This window comes from Microbacterium sp. KNMS (genome assembly GCF_053851835.1).
Map to the genome: position 1 here is coordinate 53758 of NZ_JBSQBP010000020.1, position 21239 is coordinate 74996.

Annotated in this window: 18 protein-coding genes; 2 read left to right on the top strand and 16 right to left on the bottom strand. The window is 71.4% G+C overall.

The genetic code is table 11. From position 1 onward, the window contains the following. Positions 1-62 precede the first annotated feature (62 nt). Positions 63-806 carry a ParA family protein gene (locus tag ACWXWW_RS13005; RefSeq protein ID WP_455970179.1) on the top strand — a complete coding sequence of 248 codons (744 nt, stop codon included), beginning with the start codon at positions 63-65 and terminating at the stop codon, positions 804-806. A 22-nt stretch (positions 807-828) separates the two neighbouring features. Here ACWXWW_RS13005 and ACWXWW_RS13010 read toward each other — a convergent pair whose 3' ends face one another. From ACWXWW_RS13010 to ACWXWW_RS13065, 12 genes are all read right to left on the bottom strand, one after another. Further along, positions 829-3834: a bifunctional [glutamine synthetase] adenylyltransferase/[glutamine synthetase]-adenylyl-L-tyrosine phosphorylase gene (locus ACWXWW_RS13010; RefSeq protein ID WP_271172100.1), complete on the bottom strand. Its 3006-nt coding sequence runs from the start codon at positions 3832-3834 to the stop codon at positions 829-831. Positions 3835-3850: 16 nt separating this feature from the next. Further along, on the bottom strand, positions 3851-5188 hold the full coding sequence (locus ACWXWW_RS13015) for a glutamine synthetase family protein (RefSeq protein ID WP_271172101.1): 1338 nt from the start codon (positions 5186-5188) through the stop codon (positions 3851-3853). A 48-nt stretch (positions 5189-5236) separates the two neighbouring features. Next, positions 5237-5464: an SPOR domain-containing protein gene (locus ACWXWW_RS13020; RefSeq protein ID WP_271172102.1), complete on the bottom strand. Its 228-nt coding sequence runs from the start codon at positions 5462-5464 to the stop codon at positions 5237-5239. A gap of 9 nt (positions 5465-5473) precedes the next feature. Further along, on the bottom strand, positions 5474-7036 hold the full coding sequence (gene lnt / locus ACWXWW_RS13025) for an apolipoprotein N-acyltransferase (protein WP_455970180.1): 1563 nt from the start codon (positions 7034-7036) through the stop codon (positions 5474-5476). A gap of 57 nt (positions 7037-7093) precedes the next feature. Beyond that, the gene (locus tag ACWXWW_RS13030; RefSeq protein WP_271172104.1) at positions 7094-9535 is read right to left on the bottom strand and encodes a DEAD/DEAH box helicase; all 2442 of its coding nucleotides are present in this window, start codon (positions 9533-9535) and stop codon (positions 7094-7096) included. Positions 9536-9573: 38 nt separating this feature from the next. Next, positions 9574-10389, bottom strand: coding sequence for a twin-arginine translocase subunit TatC (gene tatC, locus ACWXWW_RS13035; protein ID WP_271172105.1), 816 nt, complete (start codon positions 10387-10389; stop codon positions 9574-9576). Between the two features lie 6 nt (positions 10390-10395). Next, on the bottom strand, positions 10396-10656 hold the full coding sequence (gene tatA / locus ACWXWW_RS13040) for a Sec-independent protein translocase subunit TatA (RefSeq protein ID WP_271172106.1): 261 nt from the start codon (positions 10654-10656) through the stop codon (positions 10396-10398). Positions 10657-10762: 106 nt separating this feature from the next. Further along, positions 10763-11737, bottom strand: a complete 975-nt coding sequence (locus tag ACWXWW_RS13045) for a helix-turn-helix transcriptional regulator (RefSeq protein WP_421074536.1) — start codon at positions 11735-11737, stop codon at positions 10763-10765. Beyond that, positions 11734-12723, bottom strand: a complete 990-nt coding sequence (locus ACWXWW_RS13050; protein ID WP_455970181.1) for a helix-turn-helix transcriptional regulator — start codon at positions 12721-12723, stop codon at positions 11734-11736. Before ACWXWW_RS13050 ends, ACWXWW_RS13045 begins: the two co-directional genes overlap by 4 nt. Positions 12724-12757: 34 nt before the next feature. After that, positions 12758-13741, bottom strand: a complete 984-nt coding sequence (locus tag ACWXWW_RS13055) for an FKBP-type peptidyl-prolyl cis-trans isomerase (protein WP_282977975.1) — start codon at positions 13739-13741, stop codon at positions 12758-12760. A gap of 10 nt (positions 13742-13751) precedes the next feature. Continuing rightward, positions 13752-14759 (bottom strand): tRNA (adenine-N1)-methyltransferase, encoded by a 1008-nt coding sequence (locus ACWXWW_RS13060; RefSeq protein WP_282977977.1) that lies wholly within the window; start codon positions 14757-14759, stop codon positions 13752-13754. 23 nt (positions 14760-14782) lie between these two features. Continuing rightward, positions 14783-15451 carry an HAD family hydrolase gene (locus ACWXWW_RS13065; protein WP_282977978.1) on the bottom strand — a complete coding sequence of 223 codons (669 nt, stop codon included), beginning with the start codon at positions 15449-15451 and terminating at the stop codon, positions 14783-14785. Positions 15452-15523: 72 nt separating this feature from the next. Between ACWXWW_RS13065 and ACWXWW_RS13070 the strand changes: the two genes are divergently transcribed. Next, complete coding sequence (locus tag ACWXWW_RS13070; protein WP_271172111.1) at positions 15524-16375, top strand: PAC2 family protein; 852 nt, start codon at positions 15524-15526, stop codon at positions 16373-16375. A 36-nt stretch (positions 16376-16411) separates the two neighbouring features. Here the strand turns inward: ACWXWW_RS13070 and ACWXWW_RS13075 are convergent, their stop codons facing one another. The 4 genes from ACWXWW_RS13075 to ACWXWW_RS13090 all read right to left on the bottom strand — a co-directional run bounded on the left by ACWXWW_RS13075 (position 16412) and on the right by ACWXWW_RS13090 (position 20833). Next, positions 16412-17245 carry an undecaprenyl-diphosphate phosphatase gene (locus ACWXWW_RS13075; protein ID WP_271172112.1) on the bottom strand — a complete coding sequence of 278 codons (834 nt, stop codon included), beginning with the start codon at positions 17243-17245 and terminating at the stop codon, positions 16412-16414. Positions 17246-17352: 107 nt separating this feature from the next. Then, positions 17353-18432 (bottom strand): AAA family ATPase, encoded by a 1080-nt coding sequence (locus tag ACWXWW_RS13080; protein ID WP_455970182.1) that lies wholly within the window; start codon positions 18430-18432, stop codon positions 17353-17355. A 61-nt stretch (positions 18433-18493) separates the two neighbouring features. Next, positions 18494-19789, bottom strand: a complete 1296-nt coding sequence (locus ACWXWW_RS13085) for a M20/M25/M40 family metallo-hydrolase (protein ID WP_455970183.1) — start codon at positions 19787-19789, stop codon at positions 18494-18496. Positions 19790-19810: 21 nt separating this feature from the next. Beyond that, positions 19811-20833 (bottom strand): IS110 family RNA-guided transposase, encoded by a 1023-nt coding sequence (locus ACWXWW_RS13090; protein WP_455970185.1) that lies wholly within the window; start codon positions 20831-20833, stop codon positions 19811-19813. Positions 20834-21239: the final 406 nt, after the last annotated feature.

Genomic DNA, 21239 nt, shown 5'->3' on the forward strand with positions numbered 1-21239 from the left:
CTGAGGAGCGCCCCGGGGACCTGTTCCCCGGGGCGCTCCCGCGTCCGTGGAAGGATGGCGCCATGAGCGACTCGCGCGTGATCGCCGTCTTCAGCACGAAGGGCGGCGTCGGGAAGACGACGACCGCCGTGAACCTCGCCTGGCAGGCCGCAGCGGACGGGCATCGCGTCCTCCTGTGGGACCTCGATCCGCAGGCGGCCGCGACGTGGCTGCTCGGTGTGCGCCAGAAGCTGCGCGGCGGCGCGGAGGCGGTCCTCTCAGGCGAGCGATCGGCCGCCAAGGCCATCCGGGAGACGTCGGTCGAGGGGGTGGACGTCCTGCCCGCCGACGCCTCCTACCGCGACCTCGACATCGCCCTGGACGCGACGAAGAAGTCGGGGTCGCGCCTCGCGCGCGTCCTGAAGCCGCTGCGCGACGACTACGACGTCGTGATCCTCGACTGCCCGCCAGGCGCATCGCTCGTCGCCGAGAACGCCCTGCGTGCGGCCGACGTCGTGCTCGCGCCGCTCGCGCCGTCGCTGCTCTCGCTGCGGTCCTTCGACCAGGTGCGCGACCTGCTCGCCGAGGACGGGCGCGACGCCGCGCTCGTGGCGTTCCTCACGATGGTCGACCGGCGCAAGCGCAGCCACCGCGACGCCGCTGACGAGCTGCCGTCGCGCGTCGCCGAGATCACCGACATCGTCGTGCCGTTCACCGTCGTCGCGGAGCGGATGGGCGAGAAGCACGCGGCGATCGGCGCCTTCGCTCCGCGCTCAGAGGCCGCGAAGGCCTACGCGGCGCTGTGGCACCGGGTCGCGCGCGCCTGAAGGGCCCTCCGCCCCTCGGCCGCTAGGCGGGATCGCCGTAGAAGAGGCGCTCGAACACCTTCCGCGACCGTCGCGACGCGCGCAGCCAGTCCTCCTCGACGTCGTTCGCCGAGTACGGCGGGTACTCGAGGATGCGTCCGATGCCGTCGAGCGCGCGACGGTCCGTCGGCAGCACGTCGCTCGTGTTGCCGGAGTACAGCGTGTTCGCGGAGCGCAGGCGGGCGGCGAGCCGCCACGCCGCCGCCAGCTGCTCGGCGTCGGCCTCCGACACGAGGCCTGCCTCCCTGGCCGCCGTGAGCCCCGCGATCGTGGACGTCGTCCGCAGCTCGGGGCGCGCGTGGCCGTGCTCGAGCTGCAGCAGCTGGACCAGCCACTCGACGTCGCTCAGGCCGCCCGGACCGAGCTTGAGGTGCCGGGTGCGGTCGATCCGCTGCGGCATGCGCTCGTTCTCGACACGGGCCTTGATCCGCTTGATCTCCCGCGTCGAGGCGAGGTCGATGCGCTCGGGGTAGCGGATCTCGTCGGCCATCGCCATGAAGTCGCCGATGAGCTTCGCCGAGCCGGCCACGCCGCGCGCGCGGAGCAGCGCCTGCGCCTCCCACGAGAGCGACCAGCGCCGGTAGTACTCGGCGTACGCGTCGAGCGACCGCACGATAGGGCCGCTTCTGCCCTCGGGGCGCAGCTCCGCGTCGAGATCGAGCGGCAGCCGGAAGTCCTCCGACACGCGACGCAGCTCCGACACGATCCGCGCGGCGAGGTCGTGCGCGCGCGTGGGATCGACCTGCTCAGGCCGGTACACGTAGAGCACGTCGGCGTCCGATCCGAACCCGAGCTCGGCTCCGCCGAAGCGGCCCATCCCGATGATCGCGAAGTCGAGCGAGTCGTCCTCCGGCGGCACGACGTCCCGCCGCACGGCACGCAGCGTCGCCTGGATCGTGACCTCCGTGATGGTGGTCAGCGCGTCGCCCAGCTCCTCGATCGTGATCGCGCCGAGCACCGCGCCCATGGCGGTTCGCAGCATCTCGCGACGGCGGAGGGCGCGCACGGCGGCCATCGCCTCCTCGAGCCCCGCATGACGGTCCTGGATGGCGCGCGCCTCCGCCCGCAGGACGTCGCCGGCTCGTGGGCGGAGGCGCTCCTGATCGTCGAGCCACGCGACCGACTCGGGGATCCACTCCATGAGATCGCCGATGTACCGCGACCCCGACAGCATCTTCGTGAGCCCCTCGGCGGCCCCCGTCGAGTCGCGGAGCATGCGCAGGAACCACGGGGTGTCGCCGAGGCGCTCGCTGATGCGCCGGTACGAGACGAGGCCGTGGTCGGGGTCGACGCCGTCCGCGAACCAGCGGAGCATGACCGGCATGAGGTGGCGCTGGATGGTCGCCTTCCGGCTGAGACCCGAGGTGAGCGCGCGGATGTGCCGCAGCGCGCCGCCCGGGTCGCGGAGGCCGATCGCGGCGAGGCGGGCGTGCGCCTCGTCGGCCGTGAGGCTGCGCTGATCCTCGGGGAGCGCCGCGACCGCGGACAGCAGCGGACGGTAGAACAGGCGCACGTGCACGTCGCGCACCTCGCGCTTGATGCGCTCCCAGAGGCGCTGGACCCCCTCCCCCGTGTCGGCGAGTCCGCTCGCGCGCGCGAGCACGCGCAGGCCCTCGTCCGTGCGCGGCATGAGGTGCGTGCGCGTGAGGCCGATCAGCTGGAGGCGGTGCTCGAGCAGCCGGAGCATGCGGTAGTCGCGCGCGAACGTCGCGGCGTCCTGTCGCCCGATGTACCCCTCGGCGACCAGCGCGTCGAGCGCGTCGAGCGTTCCCGCGATGCGGATCGTCGTGTCGGCGACTCCGTGGACGAGCTGGATGAGCTGGACCGTGAACTCGACGTCCCGGATGCCGCCGGGGCCGAGCTTCAGCTGGTAGGGGACGTCAGCGGGCGGGATGTGCTCCATGACGCGTTCGCGCATCCCCTGCACGCTGTCGACGAAGTTCTCCCGCCCCGCGCTCGCCCAGACCTTGGGCTGCGTCCCCGCGACGTACGCGGCGCCCAGGTCGCGGTCTCCCGCGAGCGGCCGCGCCTTGAGGAGGGCCTGGAACTCCCACGAGTGCGCCCATCGGTCGTAGTAGGCGAGGTGCGAGGCGAGGCTGCGCACGAGCGCGCCCTGCTTGCCCTCGGGGCGGAGATTCGCGTCGACCTCCCACAGCGGGGGCTCGACCTCCATCTCCGAGATCCCGCGCATCGTCTGGACCGCGAGGCGGTGCGCGATGTCGAGCGCTCGCGCCTCCGTGATCTCGGCGTCGTCGGCGACTCCCCCGACGAAGATGACGTCGACGTCGGAGACGTAGTTGAGCTCGCGCGCCCCCGCCTTTCCCATCCCGATCACGGCCAGGCGCGTCTGCGCGACCTCGCCGCGCGGGAAGAGACCTGCCCCGGCCGCGCCCGTCGCCGCGCGCGCACGCGCGACCGCGAGAGACGCCTCGAGAGCGGCGCCCGCGGCGTCGGCGAGCGCCGCCGAGACGTCCCTCACGGCGTCGACCGGGTCGTCGGAGAGCAGGTCGTAGGCCGCGATGCGCGCGAGCTGCTCGCGGTAGGCGACGCGCAGCGCCACCCACGCCGCCTCGTCGGCGGTCGCGGCGAAGCCGTCCTCCGCGCCGACCGCGCCGAGCAGGGCGCCGCGCAGCGCGGCATCGTCCGGGAGCACGTCGCCCGCGTCGACGAGCGCCGGGAACGATCCGGGCCGTCGCAGGTAGAAGTCGGCGAAGCCGCGGGACGCCCCGAGCAGACGCCATGCGACGGCCCTGCCGCGCGGATCCGCGAGCGTGGCGGCGACCTCCTCGGGTGCTCGACGGGCGATCCGGAGGAGGCCGTCCAGTGCCTCGTCCGGATCGGCTGCACCGCCCGCGTGCTCGAGCAGCGCCTCACGCGGCAGACCCGCGAGCTGCGACAGCTCCGAGATCTCCGCGTCGGCGCGCTCGAGACGGCTGAACCCCATCCGCGCGAGCCCGGTCAGACCGGTGGCGCGGCTGCCCGTCGTCATCGCGATGCGCCCGGCGTCAGATGACGTCGAGCGTCGACTTCAGCTCGTACTGCGTCACCTGCGCGCGGTACGCGTCGTACTCGCGGCGCTTGTTCGCGAGCACGTAGCGGAACACCTGCTCGCCGAGCGTCTCGGCGACGAGCTCGCTGTCCTCCATGAGCTTGATCGCGTCGTACATGCTCGTCGGGAGCGACTGGTACCCGAGGGCGCGGCGCTCGGCGCTCGAGAGCGCGCCCACGTTGTCCTCGGCCTCGGGAGCGAGCTCGTACTCCTCCTGGATGCCCTTGAGGCCCGCGGCGAGCATGAGCGAGTACGCGAGGTACGGGTTCGCCGCGGAGTCGATCGCGCGGTACTCGACGCGCGCCGAGCCGCCCTTGCCGGGCTTGTAGAGCGGCACGCGGATGAGCGCCGACCGGTTGTTGTGCCCCCACGTGACGTAGCTCGGCGCCTCGTCCCCGCCCCACAGGCGCTTGTACGAGTTGACGAACTGGTTCGTGACGAGAGCGATCTCGTTCGCGTGGCGCATGAGACCCGCGATGAACTGTCGCCCGACCCGGGAGAGCTGGTACTGCGCGCCCTCCTCGAAGAACGCGTTCACGTCGCCCTCGAAGAGCGACATGTGGGTGTGCATGCCGCTGCCCGGCTCGCCCGCGAGCGGCTTGGGCATGAAGGTCGCGTGCACGCCCTCCTCGATCGCGACCTCCTTGACGACCGTGCGGAAGGTCATGATGTTGTCCGCCATCGTCAGCGCGTCGGCGTAGCGCAGGTCGATCTCGTTCTGCCCGGGGCCGACCTCGTGGTGGCTGTACTCGACCGAGATCCCGAGGTCCTCGAGCATGCGCACCGCACGGCGGCGGAAGTCGTGCGCCGTGCCGCCGGGCACGTTGTCGAAGTAGCCGGCCCGGTCGACGGGCTCGGGGCCCTCGGCGCCGAAGCTGCTCGACTTGAGGAGGTAGAACTCGATCTCCGGGTGCGTGTAGAACGTGAAGCCCGCATCGGCCGCCTTCGCGAGCGTGCGCTTCAGGACGTTGCGCGGCTCAGCGGGAGCGGGCTGGCCGTCGGGCGTCGTGATGTCGCAGAACATGCGCGCCGTCGGGTCGACCTCGCCGCGCCACGGCAGGATCTGGAACGTCGACGGATCCGGGAACGCGAGGAGATCCGACTCGTACGAGCGGGTCAGGCCCTCGATCGCGGAGCCGTCGAAGCCGATGCCCTCCCGGAATGCGCCCTCCACCTCGGCCGGCGCGATCGCGACCGACTTCAGGGTGCCGAGCACATCGGTGAACCACAGGCGCACGAACTTGACGCCGCGCTCCTCGATCGTGCGGAGCACGAAGTCCCTCTGCTTGTCCATCGGATCCTCTCTGCGACCTGACGTCCGCTCGCGCGGCGCGTTCTCAGACTACTGGTCCGCCGAGCCGTCTCTACGCGCCGACCAGTCGTCCTCGCGCGCGTCCTCCTCGGCCCATGCGCGCGAGCGCGCTTCGAGCACCTCGGGAGCCTTCGCTGCCTCCTCGGCGGTGTCGAACGGGCCTGCCCGGTCGACGGCCGGCGAGACGAGGCCGAACTCCACCTCGCCCGTGCGCAGGTTGTACCAGTACTTCTTCTCGGGGTCGTCGTCGAAGCTCATGTCCCGATCCTAGGCACGTCGGCGACGGCGGGCCAGGAGCCCGGCCGCGGCGACGAGGACGAGCCCGAACGCCATGGCGGCCTGCACCCACGGCCCCACGACGACGCCGGCCGTCGTGCCCTCGCGCAGCTCGACATCGGCGATCATCGCCCCCGCCTCGTCGATCGGCAGCGCGTCGACCACCGAGCCGTCGGCCGCGATGATCTGGCTCGTGCCGGTCGTCGACAGGTTCACGACGCTCCGGCCCGTCTCGATCGCGCGCATGCGCGCGAACGCGAGCTGCTGCAGATTCTCGTCGGTCCCCCGGAAGTCGGCGTTGTTCGTCTGGAACATGAACACCTCGGCGCCGTCTGCGATGCCCTCCGCGATGAGGGAGTCCGAGATCACGTCGAAGCAGATCGCGAGGCCGATGCCCACGCCGCCGACGTCGAACACCGGCGAGTCGTCACCGGGGGTGTACTCCCGCTGGATGAGCCCGATGAGGTCGGGGGCGAGGGCCTCGAAGAGCGGTCGGTCGGGCACATACTCCCCGAACGGCACCGGATGGCGCTTGGAGTGCAGCTGCGTCGCGCCATCCTCGGTCCACAGCATCGACGTGTTGTAGATCGGGTCGTCGCCCGAGGTGGGATCTCCCCCGCGGGCGGACGCGGCGTTCATGAGCAGCGGCGCATCGAGCGCACCCACGACGGTGTCGAGATAGAGCGCGGTGGTCTCGTTGTAGAGGGGGTCGCTGTCGACGCCGCCCTCGGGCCACAGCACGACGTCGACATCGGCGTCCCGCAGCGGCTCCGACGCCGTGATCTGCGCGTTGAGCACGTCATACGGCTCCCGTGCGTCGAGATAGGCGGCCGGGCCGTTCCCCTGCACGGCCCCGACCGAGATCTCCCCCGCGGGCGCGGTCGGGAACGGCGGGACGAGCATGAGCACGCCGAGCAGCGCAGCGGGCGCGACCAGGGCCAGCACGCGCCGGCCCGCGCGATGAGCCGAGCGCGCCATCCGCACGGCCTCGATCGCGAGGGCGCACACGAGGACGATGACGAAGGTGATCCCGCTCACGCCGATCCACGACGACAGCGGCGCGAGCGGGCTCTCGGACTGGCTCATGCCGACGCGCCCCCACGCGAATCCCCCGTACGGCCACGAGCCGAGGGTCGCCTCGCGCCACGTCCACAGCATGGCGACGGCGACGGGCAGCACGACGAGGCGGACGGCCCCGGCGCGCGACGCGCGCGGGAGCCACCGGTAGGCGAGGGCGAGCGGGATGGCGCCGATCGCCATGAGCGCGGCCTCCACGACGGCGAGCGCGACCCAGGGCACCCAGGCGAACGGGTTGTCGCCGAGGAACCCCGCGGCCCACGAGACGTGCGGCAGGTAGAACGCGAGCGCGAAGACGAAGCCCACGAGCAGCGCCGAGGCGATGCGGCGTCCGACGAGGGACGCGAGCGACAGGGCGACGGCGGGGAACGCGAGCGGCCAGATCCCGAGCGCGGGGAAGGCGGCGTCGAGGGCGAGCCCGCCCGCGGCCGCCGCGACGGCCGCCGCCCACAGCGGCAGCAGGGGGCGTTCGGGCATAGGCGACAGCCTATTGCCCGCGCCTCGGCGACTGCCTGGACGAGGCGCCTCCCGCGCTCACACGGAGCTGTAGGCCACGATGCCCCGTCGCACGGCGTCGAGCGCGGTCCGCGCCGTGCGCGCGAGATCGCCCTCCGCGACGATCGACAGCTGGTCCAGCAGGTCGATCGTCTGCTTGGCCCAGCGCACGAAGTCGCCTGCCGCCATGTCGGCGGCCGTGAGCACCCGATCGAGGGCCTGGCCGCGCGCCCACATGTGCATGGCGGTAGCAAGCGCGGTCGCGGGCGGGTTCGATCCCGGCAGCCCGTGATCGCGCTCGAGGTCGTCGAGGCGGCTCCAGAGCTCCTCGGTCGCGGCGAGCGCCTCCCGGAAGGCTCCCCGTGGCAGGCCGTGCGCCTCGGGCGCCTCGTCGCGCCGCGGCTCGTAGACGAGTGCACAGGCGAGGGACGCGAGGCCCGCGGCGTCGAGCCGGCTCCAGAGCCCCTGCCGGAGCGACTCCGCCACGAGCAGGTCGCGCTCGCCGTAGATCCGCCGCATCCTCCGGCCGGCGGCGGTCAGCGCGAGGCCGGCCTCTCCCGGCTCGACGTACTCGAGCTCCGCGAGCACGTCGAGGATGCGGTCGAACTGGCGCGCGACGCTCCCCGTGCGCCCCTCGATCTGACGACGGAGCTTCGTGACGTCGCGACGCAGTCGCCAGAACCGCTCGCCCCAGCGCGCGTGCTTCTCCCGGTCGGGGCACTGGTGGCAGGGGTGCCGCTGCATGCGCTTGCGCAGACTCTGGATGCGGTCCAGGCGCTGCTGACGCCGAGCGCGCGACGCGCTCACGTCCTTGCGATCGGCCTTCTCGAGGTCGCTGAGCTCGCGCCGGATCCCCGCGTACTCGGCGAAGTCGCCGCGATCGCACGCCATGGCCTTCTCGTATCCGGCGAGGGACTCCTCGGCCTCCTTGACCTGCCGTGCGAGGCCCACGACGGCGCGGTCGGCCTGGAACTGGGCGAAGGACGACTCCAGGATCTCCCGTGCGCGCTCCTTGCCGAACTGGTCGATGAGGTTGACCGCCATGTTGTACGTGGGGCGGAAGCTCGAGTTGAGCGGATACGTGCGCCGCGACGCGAGCGACGCCACTGCCTGCGGGTCGAGTCCGTCGGTCCACTGCACGACCGCGTGGCCCTCCACATCGATCCCGCGGCGACCCGCCCTGCCCGTCAGCTGGGTGTACTCCCCCGATGTGATCGGCACGCGGGCCTCGCCGTTGAACTTCTCGAGCTTCTCGAGCACGACCGTGCGCGCGGGCATGTTGATGCCGAGCGCGAGCGTCTCCGTCGCGAAGACGGCCTTCACGAGCTTGCGCTGGAAGAGCTCCTCGACGACCTCCTTGAAGGCCGGCAGGAGGCCCGCGTGGTGCGCCGCGACACCGCGCTCGAGATCCTCGCGCCACTCCCAGAACCCGAGGACCCCGAGGTCCTCGTCGGGCAGGCTGGCCATCCGCTTGTCCACGATGCGCCGGATCTCGGCGCGCTCGTCCTGCGTCGTGAGCCGCACGCCCGATCGGCGCACCTGCTGCACCGCCTGGTCGCAGCCCATGCGGCTGAAGATGAAGAAGATGGCGGGGAGCAGGTTCTGGCGCCCGAGCAGCTCGATCACCTGCGGCCGGTCGATCCGCTCCATGCGCCCGGCAGGCCCCGGCCGCCGGTACGACGGCCGCCGACCGCGGCGCCGCTTGTCGAAGAAGTCCTCGTTGGCCCGATGGCTCTGCGCGAACGACGAGCGCACGCGCATGAGCTCCTGGTTGACCTGCGCGGCCGCGGCACCCGCCCTCTCGTCGAACAGCGGCAGGAGGTCGCCGCGCACGAGGACGTGCTGCTCGAGCGGAACGGGCCGCGTCTCGGACACGATGACCTCGGTGTCGCCGCGCACGGTGTCGAGCCAGTCGCCGAACTCCTCGGCGTTCGACACGGTCGCGCTGAGGGAGACGAGTCGCACCCCCTGCGGGAGGTGGATGATGACCTCCTCCCACACCGCGCCGCGGAACCGGTCGGCGAGATAGTGCACCTCGTCCATCACGACATAGCGGAGCCCGCGCAGCGCCGAGGAGCCGGCGTAGATCATGTTGCGGAGCACCTCGGTCGTCATCACGACAACGCGCGCGTGCGCGTTGATGTTCGTGTCGCCCGTGAGCAGGCCGACCTCGTCCTCGCCGTAGACCTGCTGCAGCTCGCGGAACTTCTGATTCGACAGCGCCTTCATGGGCGTCGTGTAGAAGGCCTTCTCCCCCGGCGTCCGCATCGCGAGGTGCACGGCGAACTCGCCGACGATGGTCTTGCCCGCGCCCGTGGGCGCGGCGACCAGCACGCTGCGCCCGTCTTCGAGCGCCTGGCAGCCCGCCACCTGGAACGGGTCGAGCTCGAAGCGCTGCGCCTCGGCGAAGGCCGTCGTGATCGGGTGCCGACGGCTCTCGCGGGCTGCGGCGTAGCTTTCGGATGGGCTCAGGCCGCTCATGCTCGAAGACTATCGCGCGCGCAAGCGGCCGGCGCCGCTCACACCTCGGGGTCGACGAACATCTCCGGATGGCGCTTGCGCTTGCGCCGGTCGAACAGCATCGACAGGAGCCCCGCGAGCACGTACAGGACGATGAGGATGCCCGCGAGCAGGAGCATGGACGTGATGTCGGCCGCGGGCGTCGAGATCGCGGCGAACGCGGTCGCCACGACCACCGCCACCCGCCATCCCTTGAGGATGGCCTTGCCCGTGATGATGCCCGCGAGATTGAGCGCCACGAGGAACACGGGGCTCACGAACGCGACGCCCAGGACGAGCAGGAGCTTGAAGACGAAGTCGTAGTAGTAGTCGTACTTGTAGAACTGCGCACCCGCCTCGGGCACGAACGATGCCATCAGCTCGATGATGTGGGGCATGATGACGAGGCCCACGTAGCAGCCCGCGAAGAAGAGCGGGATCGCCGTGGCCATGAAGCCGACCGTGTAGCGGACCTCCTTGCGCGTGAGGCCCGGCATGATGAACGCCCAGATCTGCCACAGCCAGACCGGCGCCGACATGAGCAGACCGAGCGCGAACGCGATGCGCATGCGCATGTCGAACCCCGCCGTGACGGAGTCGAAGTTCAGCTGCGCGAAGTCGTCTCCCCGCCTCTCGGCGACCAGCGCGATCGGCTGCGTGAGGAGGTGGATGACGGGATCGGTGATGAGGAAGGCCACCACCATGCCGACGACGAGCGCGGCGGCCGCGATCATGAGCCGCTTGCGCAGCTCGAGCAGATGCGCCGCGAGGGTCATCTTGCGGTCGCGGTACGGCCCGTCCTCCGGCATGGCGACCTCCGTGTCGGTCGTCGCCATGCGCGGCTAGCTCTGCGGCGTGCTGCCGGCGGAGCCATCCGCCTTCGGCCGCTCGACAGTCTCGCCGTTCAGCGTGTACCCCGGCTCGGCGGCCTTCTTCGTGTCGTCCTCCCCGCTCTCCTCCTTCATCTGCTTCATCTCGCCCTTGAAGACGCGCGCCGACTGGCCGACGCTCTTGGCGAGGGCAGGGAGACGTGCCGCGCCGAAGAGGAGGAGGATGACGGCCAGCAGGATGAGCAGGTGCCAGCCGTTGAGATTGCCGAGCATGAGGGGTCTCCATCGATCGGAAGTCTGGGTTCGAGGCGATTCTAGCCCGTCGACCCGTCGCGCCGAGCTCGGCCCGGCGATCGGAAACTGTTTTCCTCGCGGACGCTCAGCCGACTCCGTACAGCGCGAGCCCCGCGCGGGCCCACTCGGCCGCCGCGCGGCGCGCCTGCGGCGGCGACACGATCTCGAGCCGCCCGCCGAGCCGGGCGGCGAGTCGGCGCAGCGTCTGCGCGTCGGCGATGCGGATGCGGGCGGTCGCCGTGCCGCCCTCCTCGGAGACCTCGGCGTGCCTGAGGTAGTCGCCGAGGAGCGCAGCGGCATCCGCGGGGTACCTCACGACCGCGATCTGATCGCCGTCGACCTGCCCGAAGCCCGCCTCCCCCGCGCGCTCGTCCCGATGCTCGATCGGGATGTCGGTCAGGCGCGCCTCGCTCACCCGGTCGAGGTGGAACGTCCGCACCGCGCGCCGCAGGTGGCACCACCCCTGGAGGTACCACTGCCCGTTCGTGATGAGGACGCTCATGGGGTCGACGGTGCGCGTCGTCGGCCCGGCGTCGGGTGCGCGGTAGGTGAACGACAGCGCGACCCGCGCCGTGAGCGCGCGCGAGACGAGCGATCGCACCTCGTCGACCGGCTCGGGCGCGACGACGAGCTCGGCGGGTGCTCCCGACGCACCGCGCGCGAGCTTCTCGACGAGGCGGGCGTACACCTCGGTGTCGGCGACCCCGGGGATGCCGCGAGCGAGCTGCAGACCCGCGAGCAGCGCGGCGGCCTCGCGCGCGGTGAGCCGCGGCGCGCGGTCGAGCGCGACCTTCTCCTTGATGAGGATGACGTCGTGCTCCTCGAGGAGGTCCCAGTCGATGTCGAACATCTCGTTCGGCATCTGGTACCAGCCGTCCTCGCCGGGGAGTCCGATCAGCGGCAGGCGCCGCACGAGCCGGCGCATCTGCGCCGGCGTCACGTCGAACTCGGCCGCCGCGTCGTCGACGGACACCTCGCCGCGCTCGAAGAGGAACGGCACGAGCGTCAGGAGGATGCGGACCTGGTCGCTCGCGAGGAGGTTCGGTCGCTGGACGGTCATCGGGCCTCCCCCTCGTGCAGCGCGGCGACGGCGCGCAGGCGCTCGACGACGGCCTCGCGCAGGTCCGCGGGCTCCACGACGCGCACCTCGGGACCGTACGAGGCGAGCTCGTCGGCGAAGATGTGCCGGTCGACGTAGGGGACGCGGTAGCCCTGCACGGCGGGCTCCGCGCGGCGCAGCAGGCGGAGGGCGCCCTCGCTGCCCGGCGTGACCTCGACGAGGGCGCGCTGCCTCGCCGCGACCTCCTCGAGCCCGGCCAGGGCGCGCTCCCCCGCTCCCTCGCGTGCAGATCGGTCGAAGGTCTCCGCCGTCGTCTCGACGTCGCCCGTGATGCGGCTGAGGAGGAACGTCCGGTCCGCGTCCGCGTCGAGGTCGCGGCCGTAGACGTGCCAGCGCCCCTCGTACTCGACGAGCGCGAGGGGCGCCAGCCGCCGACGGCGTGCGCGCTCCTCCCCCGGCTTGAGGTACGCGAACGTCACGACGCGGGATGCCTCGATGGCCGACTGGAGCGGCGCGAACGCCGGCTCGTGCGCCGTGAGCCGTGGCGCGAAGCCGAGGATCGGCTCATCCACGTCGATGCCGAGCGCGCGGATCTTCCGCAGCCCGGAGCGCGCCTCGGCCGACAGCGATCCCGAGCTCCACACCTCGCCGGCGAGGCTCAGCACGGCGAGCTCCGACGGCGAGAACGAGATGTCCTCGGGGAGGTGGTACTCCGACTTCGGGATGCGGTACCGGGCGTCGCGGAGGTCGTTCGGGTCGGTGCTCGAGGGGATGGTCTCGAGGGGAACGCCGAGCGCGCGGAGGTCGTCCTTGTCGCGCTCGAACATCTTGTCGAGCGCGTCGGACCGCGCGCCGGCGCGCTGCCGGTACCCCGACACGCTGTCGAGGATCTGCTGCTTCGTGAGGCCGATCTCGGTCGCCACGAGGGCGACCACGAGATTCATCAGTCGCTCTTCCGCTGGGATCCGCTCGGCCACGAGAGCCATCCTAGGGATCCCCGCGGGGCGAGGGGCGCACCCGCTACGGGGTGGGCGCGTCCTGCACGCCGAGGATGTCCACGACGAACACGAGCGTCGCGCCGCCGGGGATCGTGCCCTGGCCCTCGTCGCCGTATCCGAGCTCCGGGGGCACGACGATCATGACCTGCGAGCCGATCGTCTGGCCCACGAGGCCCCTCGTGAAGCCCTCGATGACGCCGTCGAGCGGGAACGGGACGGGCGATCCGTTCTCCCACGACGAGTCGAAGACCGTCTTCTCGTCCCACAGGACGCCCGTGTAGTGCACGAGCGGCGTGTCGTCGGCGGTCAGCTTCTCGCCGTCGCCCTTGATGAGCGCCTGGACGACGAGCTCCTCGGGCGCGGGCGCGTCGGGGACGACGATGCCCGGGCGTCCGTCGGGATCGCGCACGACGCTCGGCAGGCCGAACCCGTCGTTGTACTGGAGCGTCCCCGAGGCGGCTGCCGGGTAGACCTTGCGCACGTCGACCACCGCGACGATCGAGCCCTCCTGCGGGAAGCCCGCCTGGGCGTACGTCTGCCGCGCCTCGGGGGCCACGTCGTCCTCGGCGAGCGCGGCGATCACGCGCGAGCCCTCGGTCGCGCATTCGAGCGCGTCCTCGAGGCCCGGGAACTGCGTGGTCCACTGCGACAGGGCGCCGACGCTCGAGAGGTCGCCCGAGTACGACGTGCCGATGATCATCTCGCCGGTCGTGCCGTCGTAGAGGGTCATGTCGAGCACACCGGCCTGGTCCATCGTCGCGATGGCGGGGCCGTCGCCCACCTCGACGTCGGCATACGCCGTCTCGTCGACGTGGAACGGCGACCGCATGTCGACCTGCGGCGCCTCGTCGAGTGCTCCGTCGACCTGGACGAGGTCGGGAAGCGTCGGGTCGGCGCCCTCTGCACGGTCGCACGACGATGCGCCGGATCCTCCGACGGGGCTGCAGCCGGCCAGGGCGAGCGTGGTCAGGGCGGCGACGGAGAGGAGAGCGGGGGTCTTGCGCACGGGCATCAGTCTAAGCATCCTGCTCGCCCTCCCCCGACACCGCACCGGCCGCGAGGCGAGCGCCCTCCGCCGCGCGCTGCGCCTCGCGCACCCGCTTGCGGAGGTTCTTGTCGGTGATGTCGCGGTCCCCGACGGCGCCGGGGGTCCAGATCTCGAGGTCCTCGTCGGTGTAGCTCTTCTTCGACGCCCTGCGCTTCACCTCGGGGGGCACGACGCCCGGGGCGAGGCGGCGCGCCGTGATGAGGAAGCCCGTGTGCGCGACCATGCGGTGATCCGGTCGCACCGCGAGCCCGTCGACGTGCCATCCGCGCACCATCGTCTCGCTCGCCTCCGGCTCCGTGAAGCAGCCCAGCCCGCGCAGGAACTCGGCCACGCGCGACAGCTGCGTCGCGGTCGCGACGTAGCAGATGACGACGCCGCCGGGAGCGAGCGCGTCGGCGACCGGCTCCAGCACCTCCCACGGTGCGAGCATGTCGAGCACGACGCGGTCGACGCTGCCCGGCTCGACCGCGCCGGGGAGCGCCTCGGCGAGATCGCCCTCGACGACCGACCAGTGCGCAGGGCGCTCGCCGAAGAAGGTCTCGACGTTCGCCATCGCGACCTCGGCGAACTCCATGCGCCGTTCGAACGAGATGAGCCGTCCGGACGCTCCCACCGCACGCAGCAGCGACAGGGACAGCGCTCCCGAGCCGACGCCTGCCTCGACGACGACCGCGCCGGGGAAGACGTCGGCCTGCGCGACGATCGCCGCCGCGTCCTTGGGGTAGACGATCGCGGCGCCGCGCGGCATCGACATCACGAAGTCGCGGAGCAGGGGCCGCAGCGCGAGGTACTCGTGTCCGCTCGAGTTCTCCACGACCGAGCCGTCGGGCTGGCCGACGAGCTGCTCGTGCCGGAGCACGCCGTGATGGGTGTGGAGCTCGCCGCGTTCGCGGAGCGTGATGGTGTGCATCTTGCCCTTCGGGCCGGTGAGCTGCACACGGTCGCCGAAGCGGAAGGGGCCGCGAGGCGCGGTCATGGGTGTCCTCCGGGAGATGGGGGTCAGGAGCGGTGGGCGCTGTACAGCGCGGTGATGTCGGCGATGCCGCGGCCCTCGAGGGTCGGCCACAGCTCGTGCGCGCCGACGCCGTCGAGGCCGACGAAGTGCGGCACGCCGAGCGACACGGCGCCCGACGAGACGGCGGCGCGCAGGCCGTTGGGCGAGTCCTCGATCGCGACCGTGTGCGCGATGTCGACGTCGAGCAGCTCGGCGGCGCGCAGGTACGGGTCGGGGTGCGGCTTCGGCATCGGCACGTCGTCTCCGCCGAGCACGAGGTCGAAGGCGTCGAACTCGAGCAGCTCGACGATCGCGGCCGCCATGCGGTGCATCGACATCGTGACGAGCGCGGTCTTCACGCCGGCCGCGCGCAGCTCGCGCAGGAGCTCCTGCGCGCCAGGGCGGAAGGGGACGCCGAGCTCGCCCATCTGGCGCAGCACGTCGTCGGTGAGGTGCTCGACGATCGCGTCGACCTCCATCCGCACGCCCGCTCCCTGCAGGACGCGCGCGGCGTCGTGCAGGCCGAGGCCCACGAGCTGCAGAGCCTGCTCGTGGTCCCACGTGCCGCCGAAGCTCTCCACGAGCGGCGTCTCCGCGGCCATCCAGTACGGCTCGGAGTCGATGAGGGTGCCATCCATGTCCCAGAGCACGGCGTGGGGCTGCTTCACTGTCACCGGTTCAGCCTACTGGGGCGGCATCCGGGACTAACCTGGACGGACACCCGCGCTGCGGGAGGAGGGAACCCGGTGCAGACACTCGGACGCAGGATCATCGTCGCCGCCTTCGACGGCTGGAACGACGCCGGAGAAGCCGCCACGGGAGCCGTGCGGCAGCTGCGCGAGGAGGCCGACCTCAGACCCGCGTTCTCGGTCGACCCCGAGCTCTACTTCGACTACCAGTACACGCGGCCGCAGATCGAGTCCGACGGGGAGGGCGGCCGCAGCCTCCGCTGGCCCGAGGCGACGCTGCACCGCCCCGAGCAGGGCACCGGCGACGTGTGGTTCTGGACGATCACGGGAAGCGAGCCGGCCCGCGCGTGGCGCTCGTTCGCGAGCGAGTTCGTCGACCGCGCGCTCACGGAGGGCATCACGGGCCTCGTGACGCTCGGATCGATGATGTCGGATGTGCCGCACACGCGGCCGATCTCAGTGTTCGCAAGCAGCGAGAACGCCGAGGTCCGGGCGCAGCTGGGCCTCGAGCGCTCGACGTACGAGGGGCCGGTCGGCATCCTGACCGTGCTCGGCGACGCCGCCGAGCGCGCGGGCATCCCGACGCTGTCGCTGTGGGCGAGCGTGCCGCACTACGTCGCGGGCGCGACGCCGTCGCCCAAGGCGACGCTCGCACTGCTCACGCGACTCGAGGAGCTCACGGGCGCGATCGTCCCCAAGGGGACCCTCGCGACCGACGCCGCCGCGTGGGAGGCCACGATCGACGCGGCGGCCGCGGACGACGAGGAGATGAGCGAGTACATCCGCCAGCTCGAGCAGACGCGCGACACCGTGGACTCGCCCGACGCATCGGGCGACGCGATCGCGAAGGCGTTCGAGCGGTACCTCCACCGCGACGACCCGCGCGACGGACGCGACGGCCGCCGCTGAGCGGAAGGGGCGCCGCACCTGGGCGCCCCTTCCCGATCAGTACGCGGTGAGGACGCCGGTCGCGAGCAGGGCGAACAGCACGAGGCCCAGGCCCACGCGGTACAGCACGAACGGCAGGAAGCTGCCGCGCTTGAGGTACCGCATGAGGTACGCGATGACGATCCAGCCCACGACGAACGCGATCACCGTCGCGACGAGCGTCTCGGCCATCCCGTAGCCCTGCTCGCCGGGCTCGGTGAGCGCGTGCATGAGCTCGTAGAGGCCGCTGCCGAAGACCGCGGGGACGGCGAGCAGGAAGGAGAACTCGGCCGCCGCCGTGCGGTTGTAGCCGAGCGCGCGAGCGGCGGTCGTCGTGGCCCCCGAACGCGACACGCCTGGGATGAGCGCGAGCGCCTGCGCGACGCCGAGCGTGAGCCCGTGCGGGTAGGTGATGTGCGCCATGTCGCGCTCGCGACGCCCGTAGCGGTCAGCGAGACCGAGGATGATGCCGAAGACGATGAGGACGGTCGCGACGAGCCAGAGGTTGCGGAAGACGTCGCGGATGACGTCCTGGAAGAGGAAGCCGAGCACGCCGATCGGGAGCGTGCCGATGATGACGAGCCATCCCATCCGCGCGTCCGGGTCGTTGCGCGGCACGCGTCCGGACAGAGACAGGGCCCACTGCTTCACGATGTGGACGATCTTCTTCCAGAAGTACACGAGCACCGCGAGCTCGGTGCCGATCTGGGTGATCGCGGTGAAGGTCGCTCCCGGGTCCGATGCAGACGGCAGGAACTCGCCGACGACGCGGATGTGCGCGCTCGAGGAGATCGGGAGGAACTCGGTCAGGCCCTGCACGAGCCCGAGGATGATGGCTTCGATGAACGACATGGGGTCTTTCTCTCGCGATGCCGCGGCGGAGCGCGCGACGTCACGACTTTAGGCGACGGCTGCTGATGATCGCGTCAGACTCCCGGATGACCGGGGAGCGCGGGCTCCTACGTGCGGATGAGGTCGGCGATCCGGTCGGCGACCTCCTCGGCCCGAAGCTCGGTCGTGTCGATCATCTCCGCTCCCGTCGGCCTCACCGACGGATCGCGCGATTCGCGGATCGCCCTCTCCACGCCATCCCGGATCGCTGCGGCGCCCAGTCCGCGGCGATGATCACCCACCAGAGGAGGCCCTTCCCCACGCGCCCGCGCGTGATGCCGCGACGCGAGAGCCCGGTCGGAGGCATCGAGCCAGACGACCCGCACTCCCGAGATCAGGGCGGCCACCTCGTGGGCAGTCCGCGGATCAGCGGTCATCACGACGTGGCGGATCCCTCGCCGCGCCATCGACGACGCAAGCCGCACCGCGTTCGTCGCACGCAGCGCCGACCCGGCGGGCGGGTGCGCGCTCTCGCCGAGGAAGCCGAGCTGATGGCTGTCGATGTACCCGACGGCGGCGCCTGCCCATGCGAGTCTCAGGTAGGCGAGGAACCCGCTCGTCGAGAGGCCGACGCCGCCGGGACCGGTGAGCACGGTCATCCGTGGCGGCTCGCCCGCCTCGCGCGGGCTCCGGCCATCCGTCTCCGGGGGCGGAGCCGCGATGAGGTCCATGCCCCCGAGCTCCTCCGCGACGTCGGCCGCGTCTCGGCTCGTCGTGTCCACGACGGCGTCGACCCAGCGTGTGTCGAACCGACGAGCGTATGCGACGGACTCCGGGCCGAGCTCGACATTCCACCCGCGTCGCTCCACGCGCGAGAGGACCTCCCCGTCCGACGCGCGGAGATACACGACGCGGGCCTGCCGGCGCTCCCGTCCTGGAAGAAGGCGCTCGAGGTGCTCCGGGTCGTCGACGATACCGGCGACGATGAGGAGGGATGCTCCTGCAGCCCGGAACCCGGGTTCCACGGAGCGGAGCCCGTCCGCGATGAAGTCGTCCTCGGTTGCGTCGACTCCCGACGCGTTGCGCAGCTGGTCGGCGTCGATGAACGCAGCGTCGATCCCCCGCTGACGCAGTGCTCGTTGGAGAAGCCATCCGACAGTGGACTTCCCGACACCCGATGTGCCGCACAGCCAGAGCAACGGAAGCATACCGGCGAAGCTAGCAGGTCAGACCGACGGCTGGAGGACCACCGTGGCGACGGAGCGCGGGCTAGTACGTGCGGATGAGGTCGGTCAGCACCCGCTGGCCGAACTCCAGGGCGTCGACCGGGACGCGCTCGTCAACCCCGTGGAACATCCCCGTGAAGTCGAGGTCGCGCGGCAACCGCAGCGGGGCGAAGCCGTAGCCGGCGATGCCGATCGTCGAGAGCGCCTTGTTGTCCGTGCCCGCGCCGAGCAGGTAGGGCAGCACGGGGACGCCGGGATCGTGCCGCCCGAGGGCGCCGACCATGGCCTCGACGAGGGGGCCCTCGAACGGGATCTCCATGCCGATGTCGCGCAGGAACATCCGGATCTCGATGTCGGGGCCGACGATGCGCTGGACCTCTGCGAGGATGGCGTCCTCCGATCCGGGGAGGACGCGGATGTCCACGGTCGCGGAGGCCGCGTCGGGGATCACGTTGTGCTTGTACCCGGCGGTGAGCCCCGTGGGGTTGGCGACCGTGCGGAACGTCGACTTCACGAAGGCCTCGGCCGGCCCTGTGTGCGCAGCGAGCGCGTCGGGGTCGCGCGTGGGGTCGCCCGTGATCTCCCCGATCCCCTCGAGCAGGCGGCGGGTCGTCTCGGTGAGCTCGACCGGCCAGGTGCGCGCCCCGAGGGCCGCGACGGCCTCGGCCAGCCGCGTGACGGCGTTCTCTGGGTGGAACCTGCTGCCGTGCCCCGCGCGTCCGCGGGCGACCAGCGTGACCCACATGAGGGCCTTCTCGCCGACCTGCAGGAGATAGGCGCTGCGGTCACCCACGGGGATCGAGTACCCGCCGACCTCGCTGATCGCCTCCGTGGCGCCGTCGAACCACTCGGGGCGGTCGCGCACGACGAGCTGGGACCCCTCGACGCCGCCGTTCTCCTCGTCGGCGAAGAACGCGAGCACGAGGTCGCGCTCGGGCTGCTCCCCCGCGCGCAGCAGCTCGGCGACCGACGTGAGGATCATCGCGTCCATGTTCTTCATGTCGACCGCGCCGCGACCCCAGAGCATGCCGTCGCGGATCTCGCCCGCGAACGGATCGACCGACCAGTCGTCGGCCATCGCCGGCACGACGTCGAGGTGCCCGTGCAGCACGAGCGCCGGCTTGTCGGGATTGCGCCCCCGCACGCGCGCGCAGACGTTCGTGCGGCGCGGGATCGGCTCGTGGTACGCGGTCTCGAGGCCGAGGCCCTCGAGGTAGGCGCCCACGTACTCGGCCGCCTCGCGCTCGCCCCTCGCGTCGCCGCCGCCGAAGTTCGTCGTGTCGATCCGGATGAGATCGGCGGCGATGCGGGCGACTTCGGGGATCTCGGCTTCGGGCATGCGCTTCTCCTATGTCAAGTCTTATGCCGCGAGTGGGACGTTCGCGGTGTGGACGGGTTGCTGGTCGGCGTGGAGTGCGTGGGAGACGACTCGGGCGAGGCGGCGTTTCAGGCAGCGGAGCGCTTCGACTGTGGAGTCGATGGCATCGAGGCGTTTGCGGTAGTAGGTCTGCCCGAGGCCGGCGAGGCGGATCTGGGTGACGGCGATGCGGTGCAGGGCGGCGTTGAGCTGCCGGTTGCCGGTACGACTCATCCGCACCCGCCCTTTCGTGCTCCCTGACCAGACCGGCAAAGGCGCGACGCCTGCGTTCATCGCGAAGCAGGCCTCGGACCGGAACCGGGCGACGTTCGCGGTCTCTCCGGTGAGCTTCACTGCGGTCAGCGGCCCGCATCCGGGGATGGCGAGCAGGTGCTGGTACTGGGTCTGGACCAGACCGGTGATCCGCTTCTCCAGCTCGTCGATCCTCACACTGCCCGTGTCGATGTCGGCGAGGACATCGCGCGCGAGTTCCGCAACCAATCCGGCACGGCCATGAAGCCAGTCCGCGACCCGACGACGCTGCCGTGCGGTCGTGAAGCCCTTGACCGGGACGTCGAACTCCGGGTCGAGCTCATGCAGGTGCCTGCGCAGCCGGTTGATCTGCCGGGTCCGCTCGCCGGCCAGGTCTTCGCGCCGGTCGACGAGCAGTTTCAGCCCCCGGGTCGATTCGTCATGCGCCGCGACGGGCAGCTCGGGCTCGCACAGCACCGCCCGGGCGACCGCGAGGGCATCGATCGGGTCGGACTCGCCCCACTCCCGGCCAGACGCCCGGGCCTCCTGCCCTGCCGCGAGGATGTCCCGCTCCAGGCGTGCAGTCAGGTGCCGAAAATCCTCGACGCCCCACCGCAGCTGATCGCCGAACTCCCGCCACGCCCACCGCAACGCCGCGCCATGGCCGATCGTGGTGGCCTTCACGGTCTTCTCCCCGAGTTTGTGGCCGACGCCGTCGACCGCCACGAACGTGTGCGTGGCCTTGTGGACATCCGCACCGCTGACGATCACGATGGAAATCGTCTCCTTCCAACCATCGAATGGGACAGGTTGGGCCGGTCGGCGGACAAACCTCAGTCGGGGGCGATGCCACGCTCCTATCAAGTCACGCCGGCCGGTCCATCACACCCGGTGACGACAAAACGCATGCTCGCCAGCCCGAAGACGGCACCCACACTAAGAGCCAGACACCAGGTGTCAGGATCCAACCACCGCAAAGCGGCACTGTCACCCTGACACTGAGCTCCACGCTACCCGGAAACGGCGAAGACCCCGGTCTTGAACTGGTCCCCGGGAGTTGGACTGGCCAATTGAGAGCTTAGGGGCTAGGCAGCAAGGTGAACCGTCCCCGGTTCTCTGCCGCTCCTATGCGGGTGCCAGCACCGGGTGGGATGGCGTTTCGAGGTCAGCGTAGTAGACG

Coding starts and splice junctions, on each gene's coding strand:
- ACWXWW_RS13050 (WP_455970181.1), bottom strand. CDS start 12,723: ATGGCTCTCGTGGCCGAGCGGATCCCAGCGGAAGAGCGACTGATGAAT.
- ACWXWW_RS13075 (WP_271172112.1), bottom strand. CDS start 17,245: ATGTCGTTCATCGAAGCCATCATCCTCGGGCTCGTGCAGGGCCTGACC.
- lnt (WP_455970180.1), bottom strand. CDS start 7,036: ATGCCCGAACGCCCCCTGCTGCCGCTGTGGGCGGCGGCCGTCGCGGCG.
- ACWXWW_RS13020 (WP_271172102.1), bottom strand. CDS start 5,464: ATGAGCTTCGACGACGACCCCGAGAAGAAGTACTGGTACAACCTGCGC.
- ACWXWW_RS13010 (WP_271172100.1), bottom strand. CDS start 3,834: ATGACGACGGGCAGCCGCGCCACCGGTCTGACCGGGCTCGCGCGGATG.
- ACWXWW_RS13060 (WP_282977977.1), bottom strand. CDS start 14,759: ATGACCGCGCCTCGCGGCCCCTTCCGCTTCGGCGACCGTGTGCAGCTC.
- ACWXWW_RS13080 (WP_455970182.1), bottom strand. CDS start 18,432: ATGCTTCCGTTGCTCTGGCTGTGCGGCACATCGGGTGTCGGGAAGTCC.
- tatC (WP_271172105.1), bottom strand. CDS start 10,389: ATGGCGACGACCGACACGGAGGTCGCCATGCCGGAGGACGGGCCGTAC.
- ACWXWW_RS13085 (WP_455970183.1), bottom strand. CDS start 19,789: ATGCCCGAAGCCGAGATCCCCGAAGTCGCCCGCATCGCCGCCGATCTC.
- ACWXWW_RS13015 (WP_271172101.1), bottom strand. CDS start 5,188: ATGGACAAGCAGAGGGACTTCGTGCTCCGCACGATCGAGGAGCGCGGC.
- tatA (WP_271172106.1), bottom strand. CDS start 10,656: ATGCTCGGCAATCTCAACGGCTGGCACCTGCTCATCCTGCTGGCCGTC.
- ACWXWW_RS13030 (WP_271172104.1), bottom strand. CDS start 9,535: ATGAGCGGCCTGAGCCCATCCGAAAGCTACGCCGCAGCCCGCGAGAGC.
- ACWXWW_RS13005 (WP_455970179.1), top strand. CDS start 63: ATGAGCGACTCGCGCGTGATCGCCGTCTTCAGCACGAAGGGCGGCGTC.
- ACWXWW_RS13045 (WP_421074536.1), bottom strand. CDS start 11,737: ATGACCGTCCAGCGACCGAACCTCCTCGCGAGCGACCAGGTCCGCATC.